Annotated in this window: 13 protein-coding genes, 1 other RNA gene and 1 pseudogene; 13 read left to right on the forward strand and 2 right to left on the reverse strand. The window is 31.7% G+C overall.

The window, feature by feature from the left end; translation table 11 throughout:
• The 6 genes and pseudogenes from IDG66_RS10620 to IDG66_RS10645 all read left to right on the forward strand — a co-directional run.
• Positions 1 to 277, forward strand: a pseudogene (locus IDG66_RS10620) (biotin--[acetyl-CoA-carboxylase] ligase); the annotation flags it as partial.
• A 23-nt stretch (positions 278 to 300) separates the two neighbouring features.
• Complete coding sequence (locus tag IDG66_RS10625; RefSeq protein ID WP_000525081.1) at positions 301 to 2,994, forward strand: ATP-dependent DNA helicase DinG; 2,694 nt, start codon at positions 301 to 303, stop codon at positions 2,992 to 2,994.
• Positions 2,995 to 3,315: 321 nt separating this feature from the next.
• The gene (gene asnS / locus IDG66_RS10630) at positions 3,316 to 4,608 is read left to right on the forward strand and encodes an asparagine--tRNA ligase (RefSeq protein WP_000858784.1); all 1,293 of its coding nucleotides are present in this window, start codon (positions 3,316 to 3,318) and stop codon (positions 4,606 to 4,608) included.
• 327 nt (positions 4,609 to 4,935) lie between these two features.
• Positions 4,936 to 5,622: a DnaD domain-containing protein gene (locus IDG66_RS10635; RefSeq protein ID WP_000362217.1), complete on the forward strand. Its 687-nt coding sequence runs from the start codon at positions 4,936 to 4,938 to the stop codon at positions 5,620 to 5,622.
• Entirely contained in the window at positions 5,612 to 6,271 is a 660-nt protein-coding gene (gene nth / locus IDG66_RS10640) for an endonuclease III (RefSeq protein WP_000253767.1), read from the forward strand. The genes IDG66_RS10635 and nth overlap by 11 nt, the downstream gene beginning before the upstream one ends.
• 4 nt (positions 6,272 to 6,275) lie before the next feature.
• Positions 6,276 to 6,617 carry a YpoC family protein gene (locus tag IDG66_RS10645; protein ID WP_000182026.1) on the forward strand — a complete coding sequence of 114 codons (342 nt, stop codon included), beginning with the start codon at positions 6,276 to 6,278 and terminating at the stop codon, positions 6,615 to 6,617.
• Positions 6,618 to 7,180: 563 nt separating this feature from the next.
• Here the strand turns inward: IDG66_RS10645 and IDG66_RS10650 are convergent.
• On the reverse strand, positions 7,181 to 9,364 hold the full coding sequence (locus tag IDG66_RS10650) for a transglycosylase domain-containing protein (RefSeq protein ID WP_000138343.1): 2,184 nt from the start codon (positions 9,362 to 9,364) through the stop codon (positions 7,181 to 7,183).
• Complete coding sequence (gene recU, locus IDG66_RS10655; protein ID WP_001108889.1) at positions 9,361 to 9,987, reverse strand: Holliday junction resolvase RecU; 627 nt, start codon at positions 9,985 to 9,987, stop codon at positions 9,361 to 9,363. Before recU ends, IDG66_RS10650 begins: the two co-directional genes overlap by 4 nt.
• Before the next feature lie 305 nt (positions 9,988 to 10,292).
• Here recU and IDG66_RS14280 point away from each other — a divergent pair, with 305 nt between their 5' ends.
• From IDG66_RS14280 to IDG66_RS10690, 7 genes are all read left to right on the forward strand, one after another.
• Positions 10,293 to 10,472 carry a hypothetical protein gene (locus IDG66_RS14280; RefSeq protein ID WP_001788819.1) on the forward strand — a complete coding sequence of 60 codons (180 nt, stop codon included), beginning with the start codon at positions 10,293 to 10,295 and terminating at the stop codon, positions 10,470 to 10,472.
• Positions 10,473 to 10,525: 53 nt separating this feature from the next.
• Entirely contained in the window at positions 10,526 to 10,876 is a 351-nt protein-coding gene (locus IDG66_RS10665) for a YppE family protein (RefSeq protein WP_000999169.1), read from the forward strand.
• Complete coding sequence (locus tag IDG66_RS10670) at positions 10,869 to 11,432, forward strand: SLOG family protein (RefSeq protein ID WP_000241308.1); 564 nt, start codon at positions 10,869 to 10,871, stop codon at positions 11,430 to 11,432. The genes IDG66_RS10665 and IDG66_RS10670 overlap by 8 nt, the downstream gene beginning before the upstream one ends.
• 13 nt (positions 11,433 to 11,445) lie before the next feature.
• Positions 11,446 to 11,790, forward strand: a complete 345-nt coding sequence (gene gpsB, locus IDG66_RS10675) for a cell division regulator GpsB (RefSeq protein WP_001286320.1) — start codon at positions 11,446 to 11,448, stop codon at positions 11,788 to 11,790.
• A gap of 62 nt (positions 11,791 to 11,852) precedes the next feature.
• Positions 11,853 to 12,232, forward strand: an RNA gene (gene rnpB / locus IDG66_RS10680) — RNase P RNA component class B.
• 208 nt (positions 12,233 to 12,440) lie between these two features.
• Positions 12,441 to 13,586 (forward strand): THUMP domain-containing class I SAM-dependent RNA methyltransferase, encoded by a 1,146-nt coding sequence (locus IDG66_RS10685; protein ID WP_000487150.1) that lies wholly within the window; start codon positions 12,441 to 12,443, stop codon positions 13,584 to 13,586.
• An 83-nt stretch (positions 13,587 to 13,669) separates the two neighbouring features.
• Positions 13,670 to 14,002 carry a DUF4889 domain-containing protein gene (locus IDG66_RS10690; RefSeq protein WP_000516795.1) on the forward strand — a complete coding sequence of 111 codons (333 nt, stop codon included), beginning with the start codon at positions 13,670 to 13,672 and terminating at the stop codon, positions 14,000 to 14,002.
• The last annotated feature ends 224 nt before the right edge of the window (positions 14,003 to 14,226 follow it).

The raw sequence follows: 14,226 nt of genomic DNA on the forward strand, positions 1-14,226 counted from the left end.
ATTACATGATAAAAATAAATTAGATAGATATCAATTTTTAGAGAGATTACTTCAAGAAATTGAAAAAAGATATAATCAATTTTTAACGTTACCTTTTTCTGAAATTCGTGAAGAATATATTGCAGCTTCTAATATTTGGAATAGAACGTTGCTATTTACAGAAAATGATAAACAGTTTAAAGGACAAGCAATTGATTTAGATTACGATGGCTATCTAATTGTTAGAGATGAAGCGGGTGAATCACACCGTTTAATTAGTGCAGATATAGATTTTTAACACTAAAGCAAGGAGAGATAGCTATGGGTATGGCAACCTATGCCGTTGTGGATTTGGAAACAACAGGCAACCAATTAGATTTTGACGATATCATTCAAATTGGTATAACGTTTGTGCGCAATAACCAAATTATTGATACATATCATTCTATGATTAGAACAAATTTAGAGATTCCGCCGTTCATTCAAGCGTTAACATCCATTGAAGAAAATATGCTACAACAAGCGCCATATTTTAATCAAGTTGCACAAGAAATCTACGATAAGATAAAAGATTGCATTTTTGTAGCTCATAATGTAGATTTTGATTTGAATTTTATTAAAAAGGCATTTAAAGATTGTAATATTCAATATCGTCCCAAAAAAGTTATAGATACACTAGAAATCTTTAAAATAGCTTTTCCTACAGATAAAAGCTATCAATTAAGTGAATTAGCAGAGGCACATGGTATTACCTTAGCAAATGCCCATCGAGCTGACGAAGATGCCGCTACTACTGCTAAATTGATGATATTAGCTTTTGAAAAATTTGAAAAGTTACCGTTAGATACTTTGAAGCAATTATATTATTTAAGTAAACAGTTGAAATACGATTTGTATGATATTTTCTTTGAGATGGTTAGGCAATATGATGCAAAGCCATTGGATAAATCGTACGAAAAGTTCGAACAGATTATCTATCGTAAGCAAGTTGATTTTAAAAAGCCGACAACAAATTATAATGGCAGCTTGAAGTCTTTATATAGCAAAGCTGTAGATCAACTTGGCTTAACATATCGACCGCAACAATTATATTTAGCGGAAACTATATTAGATCAGCTCATGCATAGTGAAAAAGCAATGATTGAAGCATCACTAGGCAGTGGTAAATCATTAGCATATTTACTTGCGGCCTTGATGTATAATATTGAAACTGGGAAGCATGTCATGATTTCTACCAATACTAAATTACTGCAAAGTCAATTGTTAGAAAAAGATATTCCAGCAATGAATGAAGCGTTGAATTTTAAAATTAATGCACTATTGATTAAAAGTAAAAGTGATTACATTTCATTGGGGCTTATTAGTCAAATTTTAAAAGATGACACAAGTAATTACGAAGTGAATATCTTGAAAATGCAATTGCTGATTTGGATTACAGAGACGCCGTCCGGAGATATACAGGAATTAAATTTAAAAGGTGGTCAAAAGATGTATTTTGACCAGAAAATTGAAACATATGTACCGGCACGTCACGATGTTCATTATTATAATTTTATTAAGCGAAATGCACAGAACATTCAAATTGGTATTACAAATCATGCACATTTAATTCATTCTGATGTTGAAAATTCAATATATCAATTGTTTGATGATTGTATAGTGGATGAAGCACATCGCTTACCAGACTATGCCTTAAATCAAGTGACAAATGAGTTGAGTTATGCTGATATTAAATATCAGCTTGGTTTGATTGGTAAAAACGAAAATGAAAAATTGTTAAAGGCAATTGATCAACTGGAAAAGCAGCGAATTTTGGAAAAATTAGATATTGCACCAATTGATATTTTTGGCTTGAAGGCTAGTATGAATGAGATTCATGAGTTAAATGAGCAATTGTTCTCAACGATATTTACGATTATCAATGATTCTGATGTTTATGATGATGATATTCATCGCTTCCATAATGTATTTACTTTTGAAACAAAAGACATTTTGAAGGATTTACATGCGATTATCGATAAGTTAAATAAAACGCTAGAAATATTCAATGGCATTAGTCATAAAACAGTTAAATCATTACGGAAACAGTTGTTGTATTTAAAAGATAAATTTAAAAATATCGAACAAAGTTTAAAAGCTGGACATACTAGTTTCATTTCGATTAAAAATTTATCTCAAAAATCAACAATACGTTTATATGTGAAAGATTACGCTGTAAAAGATGTATTAACGAAACAAGTATTGGAAAAATTTAAATCACTCATTTTTATATCTGGTACTTTAAAATTTAATCATTCGTTTGAAGCTTTTAAACAGTTATTCAACAAAGATGTTCACTTTAATACATTTGAAGTTAACACGTCGTTACAAAGTGCAAAAAATACAAGTGTATTTATACCGAGTGATGTAGCATCTTATCAATATAAAAATATAGATGAGTATGTAGCATCGATTGTAAGCTATATTATTGAATATACGACTATAACGTCATCAAAATGTTTAGTCTTATTTACGAGTTATAAAATGATGCATATGGTACAAGATATGCTAAATGAATTGCCAGAATTTGAAGATTATGTTGTATTAACACAACAGCAGAACCAAAATTATAAAATAGTACAACAGTTTAATAATTTTGATAAGGCCATACTGCTTGGTACGTCAACATTTTTTGAAGGTTTTGATTTTCAAGCAAATGGTATTAAATGTGTGATGATAGCGAAGTTACCGTTTATGAACAAGCATAATGCAAAATATTGGCTTATGGATTCTGAATTCACTTCAACTTTCAAGGAATATGTATTACCTGATGCAGTTACACGTTTTAGACAAGGACTTGGAAGATTAATTAGAAGTGAAAATGATCGCGGCATAATAGTTTCATTTGATGATCGACTTATAAACAGTAATTATAAAAACTTTTTTGAACAAACACTTGAAAATTATCGTCAGAAAAAAGGCGACATTCAACAGTTTGGAAAATTATTAAGACAAATTCAAAAAAAGAAAAAGTGAAATACAAAGTAAAATTCTTGTGACATGACATGTGCTATGTTCTGTTACAAGAATTTTTGTTTGGTCGTCAAAATTTGAGTTTTATAATTAAACTTGAATGTTAGCACAAAAAACAACCTTCATACTAATAATATTGAGGCTTTATTATATATTTTGTCTGAAACTGATGATTGTATTGTCTTAATATAAATTAATGTTCAAATCTGTGCTTAAATCATTACCATTTACACGTTATCTTTTAGTCTAGTTCTAGAACTTGAAAGCGGATTTTGTTAAAATGAATGAGTATTGTATAACGAAAAAATAAATAGGAGAATGGTTATGAAAACAACGATTAAACAAGCGAAAGATCATTTAAACCAAGACGTTACAATTGGTGCTTGGCTAACAAATAAACGTTCAAGTGGTAAAATCGCCTTTTTACAATTACGTGATGGAACAGGCTTTATGCAAGGCGTAGTAGTTAAATCAGAAGTTGATGAAGAGGTATTCAAACTTGCGAAAGAAATTACTCAAGAATCATCTCTATACGTTACAGGCACAATTACAGAAGATAATCGTTCTGACTTAGGATACGAAATGCAAGTGAAATCAATTGAAGTTATTTCAGAAGCGCATGACTATCCGATTACACCTAAAAATCATGGTACAGAATTCTTAATGGATCACCGTCATTTATGGTTACGTTCTAAAAAACAACATGCTGTAATGAAAATTAGAAATGAAGTTATTCGTGCAACGTATGAATTTTTCAACAAAGATGGATTTACAAAGGTTGATCCACCAATTTTGACAGCAAGTGCGCCAGAAGGTACAAGTGAATTATTCCATACTAAATACTTTGATCAAGATGCGTTTTTATCTCAAAGTGGTCAGTTATACTTAGAAGCTGCAGCAATGGCACACGGAAAAGTATTTTCATTTGGTCCAACTTTCAGAGCTGAAAAATCAAAAACACGTAGACACTTGATCGAGTTCTGGATGATTGAAGGGGAAATGGCTTTCATAAATCATGCTGAAAGTTTAGAAATTCAAGAACAATATGTAACACATGTTGTAAAATCAGTTTTAGAAAATTGTAAACTAGAGTTGAAAATTTTAGAGCGTGATACATCAAAACTTGAAAAAGTTGCGACACCATTCCCTAGAATTTCATATGATGATGCAATTGAATTCTTAAAATCAGAAGGCTTTGATGATATTGAATGGGGCGAAGATTTTGGTGCGCCACATGAAACAGCCATTGCTAATCATTATGATTTACCGGTGTTTATTACTAATTATCCAACTAAAATTAAGCCTTTCTATATGCAACCAAATCCTGAAAATGAAGAAACTGTATTATGTGCAGACTTAATTGCACCTGAAGGATACGGTGAAATTATTGGTGGATCTGAACGTGTGGATGACTTAGAATTGTTAGAACAACGCGTTAAAGAACATGGATTAGACGAAGAAGCATATAGTTACTACTTAGACTTACGTCGTTATGGTAGTGTGCCACACTGTGGATTTGGTTTAGGTTTAGAACGTACAGTAGCATGGATTTCTGGTGTTGAACACGTTCGTGAAACAGCGCCATTCCCAAGATTATTAAACCGTTTATATCCATAAGTTTTAGGGTCGTTACTTAAAATATATATTATGATAATAAAAAGAATCGTCCAGCCTATATTAATAGCTGGGCGATTTATGCTTGGAAAATGAAGATTGATAACGGCTTATATTAATCATGAAAAAACTTTTGTTTAGTAACTATATTTGGAAAATAAATAGTTCATCTGATTATAAATAAAGTTCATTGTTAAAATCTAGTGTTAAAAAATACTGTTATTTAAAATTTGTTTGCTACTAGTTAAATATATTAAGCATTTTAGTCGAAAATTAAAGAAAATGATTTATACTATTAAGTAATGGTTAAATTTAAAAGGGGGCACGAACATGGATAAATATCAATTAAAAGCAAGACCTGTAGTGATACGAAGAGAATTATTAGACCATTACAGTGACTTAGGTTTAGATGAGCAAGATTTAGTCATTTTGCTTAAATTGATTTATGCTTCCGAAACATCAAATAAACAGCCTTCAATTGAATTACTTCAGAAGGGCTCAACTATGCAACCACGCGATATTACAATGGTTATTCAAAATTTGATACAACGTGAATTGCTAGAATTACAAGTTCAAAAAGATGAAGAAGGTAGATTTACCGAATATATGAATCTAGATCCTTTTTTCGAAAAATTAAGTCATATATTGAAGCAACAAAGTATGGAAACGAAAGAGCAAAATAGTAAAGAAAAATTTAAACAATTATTTAGACTTTTAGAGGATACATTTGCAAGGCCGTTATCTCCATATGAAATAGAAACGTTAAATCAATGGATTGATGTTGATAAACACGATAGTGCAATTATACAAGCGGCATTAGACGAGGCGAATAGTTTGAATAAACTTAGCTTTAAATATATGGATCGTATTTTACTTAATTGGAAGAAAAACAATGTCAAAACAATTGACGATTCTAGAAAAATAAGAGAAAAATTTAATAAACCGAAAATGACGCACACAGTTAAAACGGTACCTAAATTTGATTGGTTAAACGGGGAGAACCTTGATGGTAAGTAAGAAAAAAGCATTAGAAATGATTGATGTTATAGCAAATATGTTTCCGGATGCAGAATGTGAATTAAAACATGATAATCCGTTCGAATTAACTATTGCTGTATTATTGTCAGCGCAATGTACAGACGTTCTAGTAAATAGAGTAACAACTGAGCTGTTTAAAAAATACAAAACGCCTGAAGATTATTTGGCAGTCAGTGATGAAGAACTTATGAATGATATTCGTTCTATCGGTCTGTATCGTAACAAAGCTAAGAATATTAAGAAACTTTGTCAATCTTTGATTGATCAATTTAATGGAGAAATACCACAAACACATAAGGAATTAGAAAGTTTAGCAGGTGTAGGACGTAAAACTGCTAATGTAGTCATGAGTGTAGCATTTGATGAACCTTCATTAGCTGTTGATACGCATGTAGAACGTGTTTCTAAACGCTTAGGTATTAATCGTTGGAAAGATAATGTGAGACAGGTAGAAGACCGTTTATGTTCTGTCATACCTAGAGATAGATGGAATAGTAGCCATCATCAACTCATTTTCTTTGGAAGATACCACTGTTTAGCCCGAAAACCTAAATGCGATATTTGTCCACTATTAGAAGATTGTAGAGAAGGACAAAAACGTTATAAAGCTAGTTTGAAAGAAGCGTGATAACATGACAAATATTACAAAAGAGGTATTTGATAATTTAGAACAAGAGATTGATGTATTTGCCAAAAATAAGACATTAGGTTCTAGTGAAGCAAAGCCCTACTTGGATGAATACCATAGTAAAATTATTGATTATTTTAAGCAGGTTAATGACATAACTGGCAATATTGATTTTGATAAATTAAATCAATATCCTGTTGTGCCAATGAATTTTAAAGAAAGATATGATTATATGATTGAACGTAAATATCATTTTATGGGCTATCGACAAATGAAGACCTTTAAAACTGAATTGATTAAAATGAATGCTAGTTATCAAACAAGGTTAAAGAATAAGCAGGTATAGACAAGATTGATCATTTCCTAATGTTGAAAATATATAAAACTAATTCATGCACACATATTTGTATTTATGTTAGGTGTCGTGTCATTACAACGTCTTAATATAAAAACTGTCCATCTACATCATAATGGATATCTTGAGATATGCTTTAAGATACCTATTTCGAATCGTAGGTGGATTTCTTATATCTATGATTGTGAAAATATGTTGCAAACATCTTGATATTTCACTGATTAACGTACACAGGGAATTGATAAACATTTCAATTTAAAACAGCGTCTAAGATGACTATGAGAAAAATAATCATAATTTTAAAAATGGGAACAACCACTTTTGCAATGTCAATAATTTTAAATAGCTAAAGATGTGAATATGAAAAACTATTTAGATGTTTCAAAATGTATGTGAATGACTGATTTTAAGGTTTCTACTAATATAGCAATAGCGTATGAATACTTATAAAAAAAGCAGGAAGTTTTACCTTCCCACCATAAAAGATGAAGAACCTAAAAAATCCTCAGCTACGCCATAAATATGGTATAACTGAGGATTTTATGTTGTGTGGATTAGTTGAATATACCTGTTAATCCACCGCTGTTTCTAGATTGTTGAGATCTAGTATTGTTATTTGATTGTGCAGTACCACTGCTGTTTGCTGATGTGTCACTACCACCGTGTGTACTACGATTTGTAGTGTTGTTATCTTGACTACCAGAAACATTGATTGATGGGATACTACCACTTACTGAGCTAGGACGTTTAAAGTCTTCGCCATCTCTAGATGAAATTTTTGACATCACATTTTCATATAAGAACTGTGGATATTCTTGTTGGCTATGTCCCACAAATGAGTTTTCACCATATTGTTTAACTTTACTGAAGCCCATCCACACTGACATAGTGTATTGAGGTGTAAAGCCGTTAATCCACACGTCTTTCGCTGCATTATCAGGTAAATTATATTGTGAATAAGTTTCAGCACCGTAAGTACCAGTACCTGTCTTAGCACCCATATTTACTCCAGATACACCATGGCCATATGCAGAACCATATGGTTTAAATGTACCTTTTAGCATCTCAGCTAACATGTATGCAGTGTAATCACTCATCGCTTTATGGCTAGTATGATCGTATTCGATTGTTTCACCATCACGAGTAACTACTTTTTGAATTGAATGCGCGTTGTTATAAGTACCACCGTTAGCGATTGCAGCAAATGCTGATGCTAATTGTGTTGGTGAGAATTCTGAAGCAGAACCACCAAGTACTTCAGATGGACCAATATCGCCTTCGTAGTTTAAGCCAAGTTTGGCAGCGAATTTCTTAGGTGCATCATTACCAGCATTTTGCTTAACTGATTGCCAAGCTTTTAAAGCTGGTATATTGAAACTTTGTCGTAAAGCATCATAAATAGATACAGTACCGTGACTCTTCGTATCATAGTTTCTAAATGTAGAACCATCAACTTGATATGAAGATTCATCTTGAATCGCATGGTTTGTTGCCCATTTCATATTTTCAATGGCAGGTCCATACGCTAAGAAAGGTTTTAAAGATGAACCAGTAGGGTGAGGATCTGTTGCTTGGTTTCTGTTAACGACGTCTTTGAAATCACGTCCACCAGATATAGCAACTAAACCACCAGTTTTACTATCAAGAATCGTTGCACCAACTTGTTGGTCTTTATTCTTGTAGAAGCTACCATTATCAACATCATTTTGTAATGTTTTTTGAACATCTTTATCCATGTTTGTATAAATTTTAATACCACTTTGTAATACATTACCTAAATTTTCATCTTTGAATGCTTTATTATTCATTAATTCAGATTTTACAAAGTTAACGTATGAATTATACTCAGAATCTTGATTTGTATCAATGTTTTGACGTTCTTCAGCAGTACGATTTACTAAGTTCGCTTTTAAATCGATTTTCTTAGCATCTTCCCACTGTTTATCTGTAATGCGTTTATGATAATGCATTAAGTATAAAACAGTGTTTTTACGATCTTCAGCAGCTTTTGGATGATCATAAATATTATAGTTGTTTGGAACCTGAGGTAAACCGGCTAAATAAGCTTCTTCCGCTAAGTTTAAATCTTTTAAATCTTTATTAAAGTAATACTTAGCAGCAGCTTTAATACCTGTTACGCCATCAGAATAGTAAATTTTATTTAGATATACTTGGAAGATATCATCTTTACTATACTCTTGTTCTAAACGATATGATAAGTATGCTTCTTGAGCTTTACGTCCAATAGATTTATGTTGTGATAAAAATGCATCTTTAACAACTTGTTGTGTTAATGTTGAGGCACCTTCAGAACCAAATCCACCAGTCAAGTTCTTACCAATTGCACCGAATAAACGTTTATAATCAAGTGCGCCATGTTCGTAGAAACGATTGTCTTCAGTTGCAAGTACTGCGTCTTTCATTGATTTCGGCACGTCTTTTAAATTTACATGCTCATGTCTTTGGCCATTATCTAATGTTTTAACAAGTTCTCCGTTCTTGTCATATATCTTTGCAGGAATCGGATCTTGTAATTTAGCTTCGGTAAAAGCAGGTGCTTTCCAAGCATAATAAGCAAACAATAAGATACCTAGTAAAAGAACAACGAAAAATGCAATAATCATGAAGCCAATAATCTTAATAATCGTTCTCTTCACATTTCTATTCTTTTTTGAGTTGGATTTCCCACCATTATTACCATTTTTCTTAGGCTGAGAAGATCCTTTGTTTTCCGTCATACGCGGTCCTCACTTTCATCTAATATCAACTTATCAACTGCTTTTAGATAGTCTAATCTTGGTTGATACTGATAAGGAATATGGTAACCATTTTTTCGTATTTCATCAACTGTTATAGACTTTTTAATATTATCTTTATATCTCTTCCAAAATACTTCGAATTTTGAATAGGGTAAAAGATAAACTTCATCTAGCGTTTTAAAACGAATCATTAAAAACACAATACCTTTTTGTTGATATGCATTTTTCATATGTTCGACTTGATGGTCATGAATATTATTTAAAGGAAAGGACGTCTTGTTTTTAGTTTCCTTTGCTTCAAAATCAATATAATAACCTTGATAAACGCCGTTGTAATCAGTTGTTGAAGGTGTACGAAAATAAGCTTCGTTAATCACAGCTTTACTCCGCTTAGGATAGTTGACATTAACTATTTGTACTGGCGTAGGCTTTTTGTGAATAACTGCAATGTCGCTTTTAAGATAAAACGTATTTGAATGTTCGATATCTTTTTCAAGTGACATACCACGTCCACCATACTCAATATTACTAAAGGCAGCGGTCTTTTTCCCTCCGTCTATAGCACTATTTTTACGATATGGTTTACCATTTGGATAATTCATAAATTTCACCACACAAGTTTGGTAGTAAACGTTGTTTATTATACACAACATTATAGTGAAACACCAAACTTAAATTAGTATAAATGCGAAAGACACAATACACCAAAGCTTATTTTAACGTGATTTCAGCATTAACACAATAATATTATAATACATTTACCGTTAATGTTGGAATTTTACACACAATTTTAATTAATTGAAAAGTTTTGCTTATAAAAATGAATACTCATTACAATATTTTTGAATTTTGTTATAAAAGTCAAATCATGATCAGTAATTATTATTTTTGAGGCAAGTACAAGTATGTGTTGTTAATCAGCAGAGGTGTATTTGATTTAAATGATTTTATTAGATTAAAAGTATTTTCATCGTATAACAACATACACGATAAAATTTTGTATTTATATAGGAAGTTTTTAGATTTACTTGATTTAACAGATAACACATTTGAAAAAATAGTTAAATCAAATTATATAGAGTGTTAAAACATGACGAATACAGTATATTGTGATAAATTAAAAATGTAGGAGGCGTCCTCATGAATGATTTAGTCGAATCACTAATTTATGAAGTTAACAACATGCAACAAAATTTTGAAAATGTGAAATCACAACAACAAGATCATGATTTTTACCAAACTGTAAAGCCATATACTGAACATATTGATAGCATGCTCAATGAGATCAAATTACATCGTGAATTTATTATAGAAGTACCTTATATGAATTCAAGGAAATTTGAGCTACTGATTGCTAACATTGAACAACTTTCTGTCGAATGTCATTTTAAGCGAACAAGTCGAAAGTTATTTATAGAAAAGCTTAAAAGTGTTCAATATGATTTACAAAATATATTAGATGGCGTAACAAAAGAGGGTACTGATGGTTAAAACAGTTTATGTAACAGGTTACAAATCATTCGAATTAAACATTTTTAAAGATGACGCACCTGAAGTACATTATTTAAAACAATTTATAAAACATAAAATTGAACAACTGTTGGATGAAGGATTAGAATGGGTGTTAATACAAGGGCAAATGGGTATAGAATTATGGACTGCAGAAGTTGTTATTGAATTACAACGAACATATGATTCGTTAAAGTTTGCTGTAATTACACCGTTCCAAGGACATACAGAAAAGTGGAATGAACATAATCAAAGTAAGTATGCCAACATAATTAAGCATGCAGATTATGTTGATAGTATTTTTCATACGTCGTATCAGGGTCCTTTTCAATTTAAACAAGCAGATCAATTTATGCTTGAACATTCGGATCAAACATTGCTCATTTATGATGAGGAACAAGAGGCAAGTCCTAAGTTCTTCAAGCAGATGTTAGTTGATTTTATGGATAAAACAAACTATACTTGTGATATTGTGACGTTCGATGAATTAACAGCATTCATCAATGACTTACAGTGGTCTGAAGATCAAAGTTTCTAATGAGGTGGAAAAAATGTCAGATGTTTCATTGAAATTATCAGCAAAAGATATTTATGAAAAAGATTTTGAAAAAACGATGGCTCGTGGCTATAGAAGAGAAGAAGTAGATGCATTTTTAGATGACATTATTGCTGATTATCAAAAAATGGCCGATATGAATAATGAAGTTGTAAAATTATCAGAAGAGAATCATAAACTTAAAAAAGAATTAGAAGAATTAAGACTACGTGTAGCAACATCAAGACCTCAGGACAATAAAAGTTTTTCTTCGAATAATACAACAACAAATACATCTTCAAATAATGTAGATATTTTAAAACGTATTTCAAACTTAGAAAAAGCTGTATTTGGTAAATAATTACTAAATACAAAAGTTTAACTGTCTTACTAATAATGACTATGTTATAATTTTAAAAGTGATATTTTGGGTAATCGCTATATTATATAGAGGAAAGTCCATGCTCACACAGTCTGAGATGATTGTAGTGTTCGTGCTTGATGAAACAATAAATCAAGGCATTAATTTGACGGCAATGAAATATCCTAAGTCTTTCGATATGGATAGAGTAATTTGAAAGTGCCACAGTGACGTAGCTTTTATAGAAATATAAAAGGTGGAACGCGGTAAACCCCTCGAGTGAGCAATCCAAATTTGGTAGGAGCACTTGTTTAACGGAATTCAACGTATAAACGAGACACACTTCGCGAAATGAAGTGGTGTAGACAGATGGTTATCACCTGAGTACCAGTGTGACTAGTGCACGTGATGAGTACGATGGAACAGAACATGGCTTATAGAAATATCACTACTAGTTTAGCTCTCCTAGATGATGGAGAGCTTTTTTCATGAAAAGAACACTTAAAATTAACGCCTTGTCTTGATATAATGACACTGCCTTGTTTTAAAATAGTAAGCGGATGCGTTAATGTATCAGCGATTAAATTTGTTGGAAATGTATAAAAAACACAAGCTAAGAATAAAATACCTGTATAAAAGGAGAATCATATATGTTTCAATTACTTGCAGTTTGTCCGATGGGATTAGAAGCTGTTGTTGCTAGGGAAATTCAAGAATTAGGCTATGAAACAAATGTTGAAAATGGTCGTATATTTTTTGAAGGAGACGCAAGTGCAATTGTAAAGGCAAATTTATGGTTGCGCACAGCAGACCGAATCAAAATTGTTGTTGGACGTTTTAACGCAACAACGTTTGACGAATTATTCGAACAAACCAAAGCGCTCCCTTGGGAATCTATAATTGATAAAGAAGGTAACTTCCCAGTTCAAGGTAGAAGCGTTAAATCAACACTACATAGTGTGCCAGATTGTCAGGCGATAACTAAGAAAGCTATTGTTGAACGATTACGTCGCGCATATAACGAAAAAGGTTGGTTAAATGAATCAGGTGCCAAATACCCTGTTGAAGTTGCCATTTTAAAAGATAATGTATTATTGACTATAGACACATCAGGTTCTGGTTTGAACAGACGTGGATATAGATTAGCACAAGGTGAAGCACCAATTAAAGAAACGTTGGCAGCAAGTTTAATCCGTCTTGCAAACTGGAAAGGTGATACACCTTTAATTGATCCATTTTGCGGTTCGGGTACAATAGCTATAGAAGCTTGTTTAATTGCTCAAAATATCGCACCTGGTTTTAATCGCGAGTTCGTATCAGAGCAATGGAACATCATGCCAGCAAATATTTATGATGATTACCGTGATGAAGCGGATAAGATGGCTGATTATGATAAAGAAATCGAAGTATATGCTTCTGATATTGATCCAGAAATGGTAGAGATTGCTAAGCGTAACGCTGAAGAAGTTGGGTTGTCTGATATTATTAAATTTAGTGTAAAAGATGTCAATACATTAACAATTGATACAGAAGAACCGGTGGCGTTAATTGGAAATCCTCCATATGGTGAACGTATTGGTGATCGTGAAGAAGTTGAAGAAATGTACCGTTATATTGGTAAACTAATGAAACAACATCCATTTTTATCTACATACATTTTAACAAGTAATAAAGAATTTGAATATTTAGTAGATCGTAAAGCAACGAAGCGACGTAAGTTATTTAATGGATATATAGAATGTACTTATTATCAATACTGGGGTAAAAAGACAGAACGTAAAACTATCGAAAACTAAAGTGTTTCTAATGCGTGACTAAAATTAGTATTAATTATGTTCTCATGATAATAGGTGTTTTTGAAAAATGGAGGAGTCTATAAATGGGTAAAAAAATGGGTCTAGGTTTATCTATAGCATTGATTGTTATTGGTATTGCCGTTGTATGTTTAATGATTTTTTCTAGTCAAAAAACGACTTATTTTGGTTATATGAATAGTAATACAAATGCAGAAAAAGTTGTAAGTGAAAAAGATGGATTAGTCAAACATAATATCAAAGTAGAACCATCTAATGATTTCAAACCGAAAAAAGGAGACTTTGTAAAATTAGTTTCTAAAGATGATGGGAAGACATTTTATAAACAAGAGATTGTTAAACATGATGACGTCCCACACGGTTTAATGATGAAAATTCACGACATGCATATGAATTAATAAAAAAGCATCTATAACGTAATTTTGAAGAAGTAGAGTTATCTTCTTATGCGTTTTAGATGCTTTTTTATCTTCAAATTCAAAAAATCGGACAGATGGGAGTGGGACAGAAATGATAAAGAGCCACTAATGATTTATTATGTAGTGGTTCTTACACATTAGCCACAGCTAATGTGTACTTAAAAATAGGAATACATGAGTAAAACTCATGCATAAGAAATACT

Origin of the sequence: Staphylococcus sp. EG-SA-18 (genome assembly GCF_017151825.1) — a bacterium.
Lineage (GTDB): Bacteria > Bacillota > Bacilli > Staphylococcales > Staphylococcaceae > Staphylococcus > Staphylococcus aureus.

What these genes read in the sequence shown, in the direction of transcription:
- IDG66_RS10625 (WP_000525081.1), top strand. Translation starts at nt 301, where the DNA reads ATGGGTATGGCAACCTATGCCGTTGTGGATTTGGAAACAACAGGCAAC.
- asnS (WP_000858784.1), top strand. Translation starts at nt 3,316, where the DNA reads ATGAAAACAACGATTAAACAAGCGAAAGATCATTTAAACCAAGACGTT.
- IDG66_RS10635 (WP_000362217.1), top strand. Translation starts at nt 4,936, where the DNA reads ATGGATAAATATCAATTAAAAGCAAGACCTGTAGTGATACGAAGAGAA.
- nth (WP_000253767.1), top strand. Translation starts at nt 5,612, where the DNA reads ATGGTAAGTAAGAAAAAAGCATTAGAAATGATTGATGTTATAGCAAAT.
- IDG66_RS10645 (WP_000182026.1), top strand. Translation starts at nt 6,276, where the DNA reads ATGACAAATATTACAAAAGAGGTATTTGATAATTTAGAACAAGAGATT.
- IDG66_RS10650 (WP_000138343.1), bottom strand. Translation starts at nt 9,364, where the DNA reads ATGACGGAAAACAAAGGATCTTCTCAGCCTAAGAAAAATGGTAATAAT.
- recU (WP_001108889.1), bottom strand. Translation starts at nt 9,987, where the DNA reads ATGAATTATCCAAATGGTAAACCATATCGTAAAAATAGTGCTATAGAC.
- IDG66_RS10665 (WP_000999169.1), top strand. Translation starts at nt 10,526, where the DNA reads ATGAATGATTTAGTCGAATCACTAATTTATGAAGTTAACAACATGCAA.
- IDG66_RS10670 (WP_000241308.1), top strand. Translation starts at nt 10,869, where the DNA reads ATGGTTAAAACAGTTTATGTAACAGGTTACAAATCATTCGAATTAAAC.
- gpsB (WP_001286320.1), top strand. Translation starts at nt 11,446, where the DNA reads ATGTCAGATGTTTCATTGAAATTATCAGCAAAAGATATTTATGAAAAA.
- IDG66_RS10685 (WP_000487150.1), top strand. Translation starts at nt 12,441, where the DNA reads ATGTTTCAATTACTTGCAGTTTGTCCGATGGGATTAGAAGCTGTTGTT.
- IDG66_RS10690 (WP_000516795.1), top strand. Translation starts at nt 13,670, where the DNA reads ATGGGTAAAAAAATGGGTCTAGGTTTATCTATAGCATTGATTGTTATT.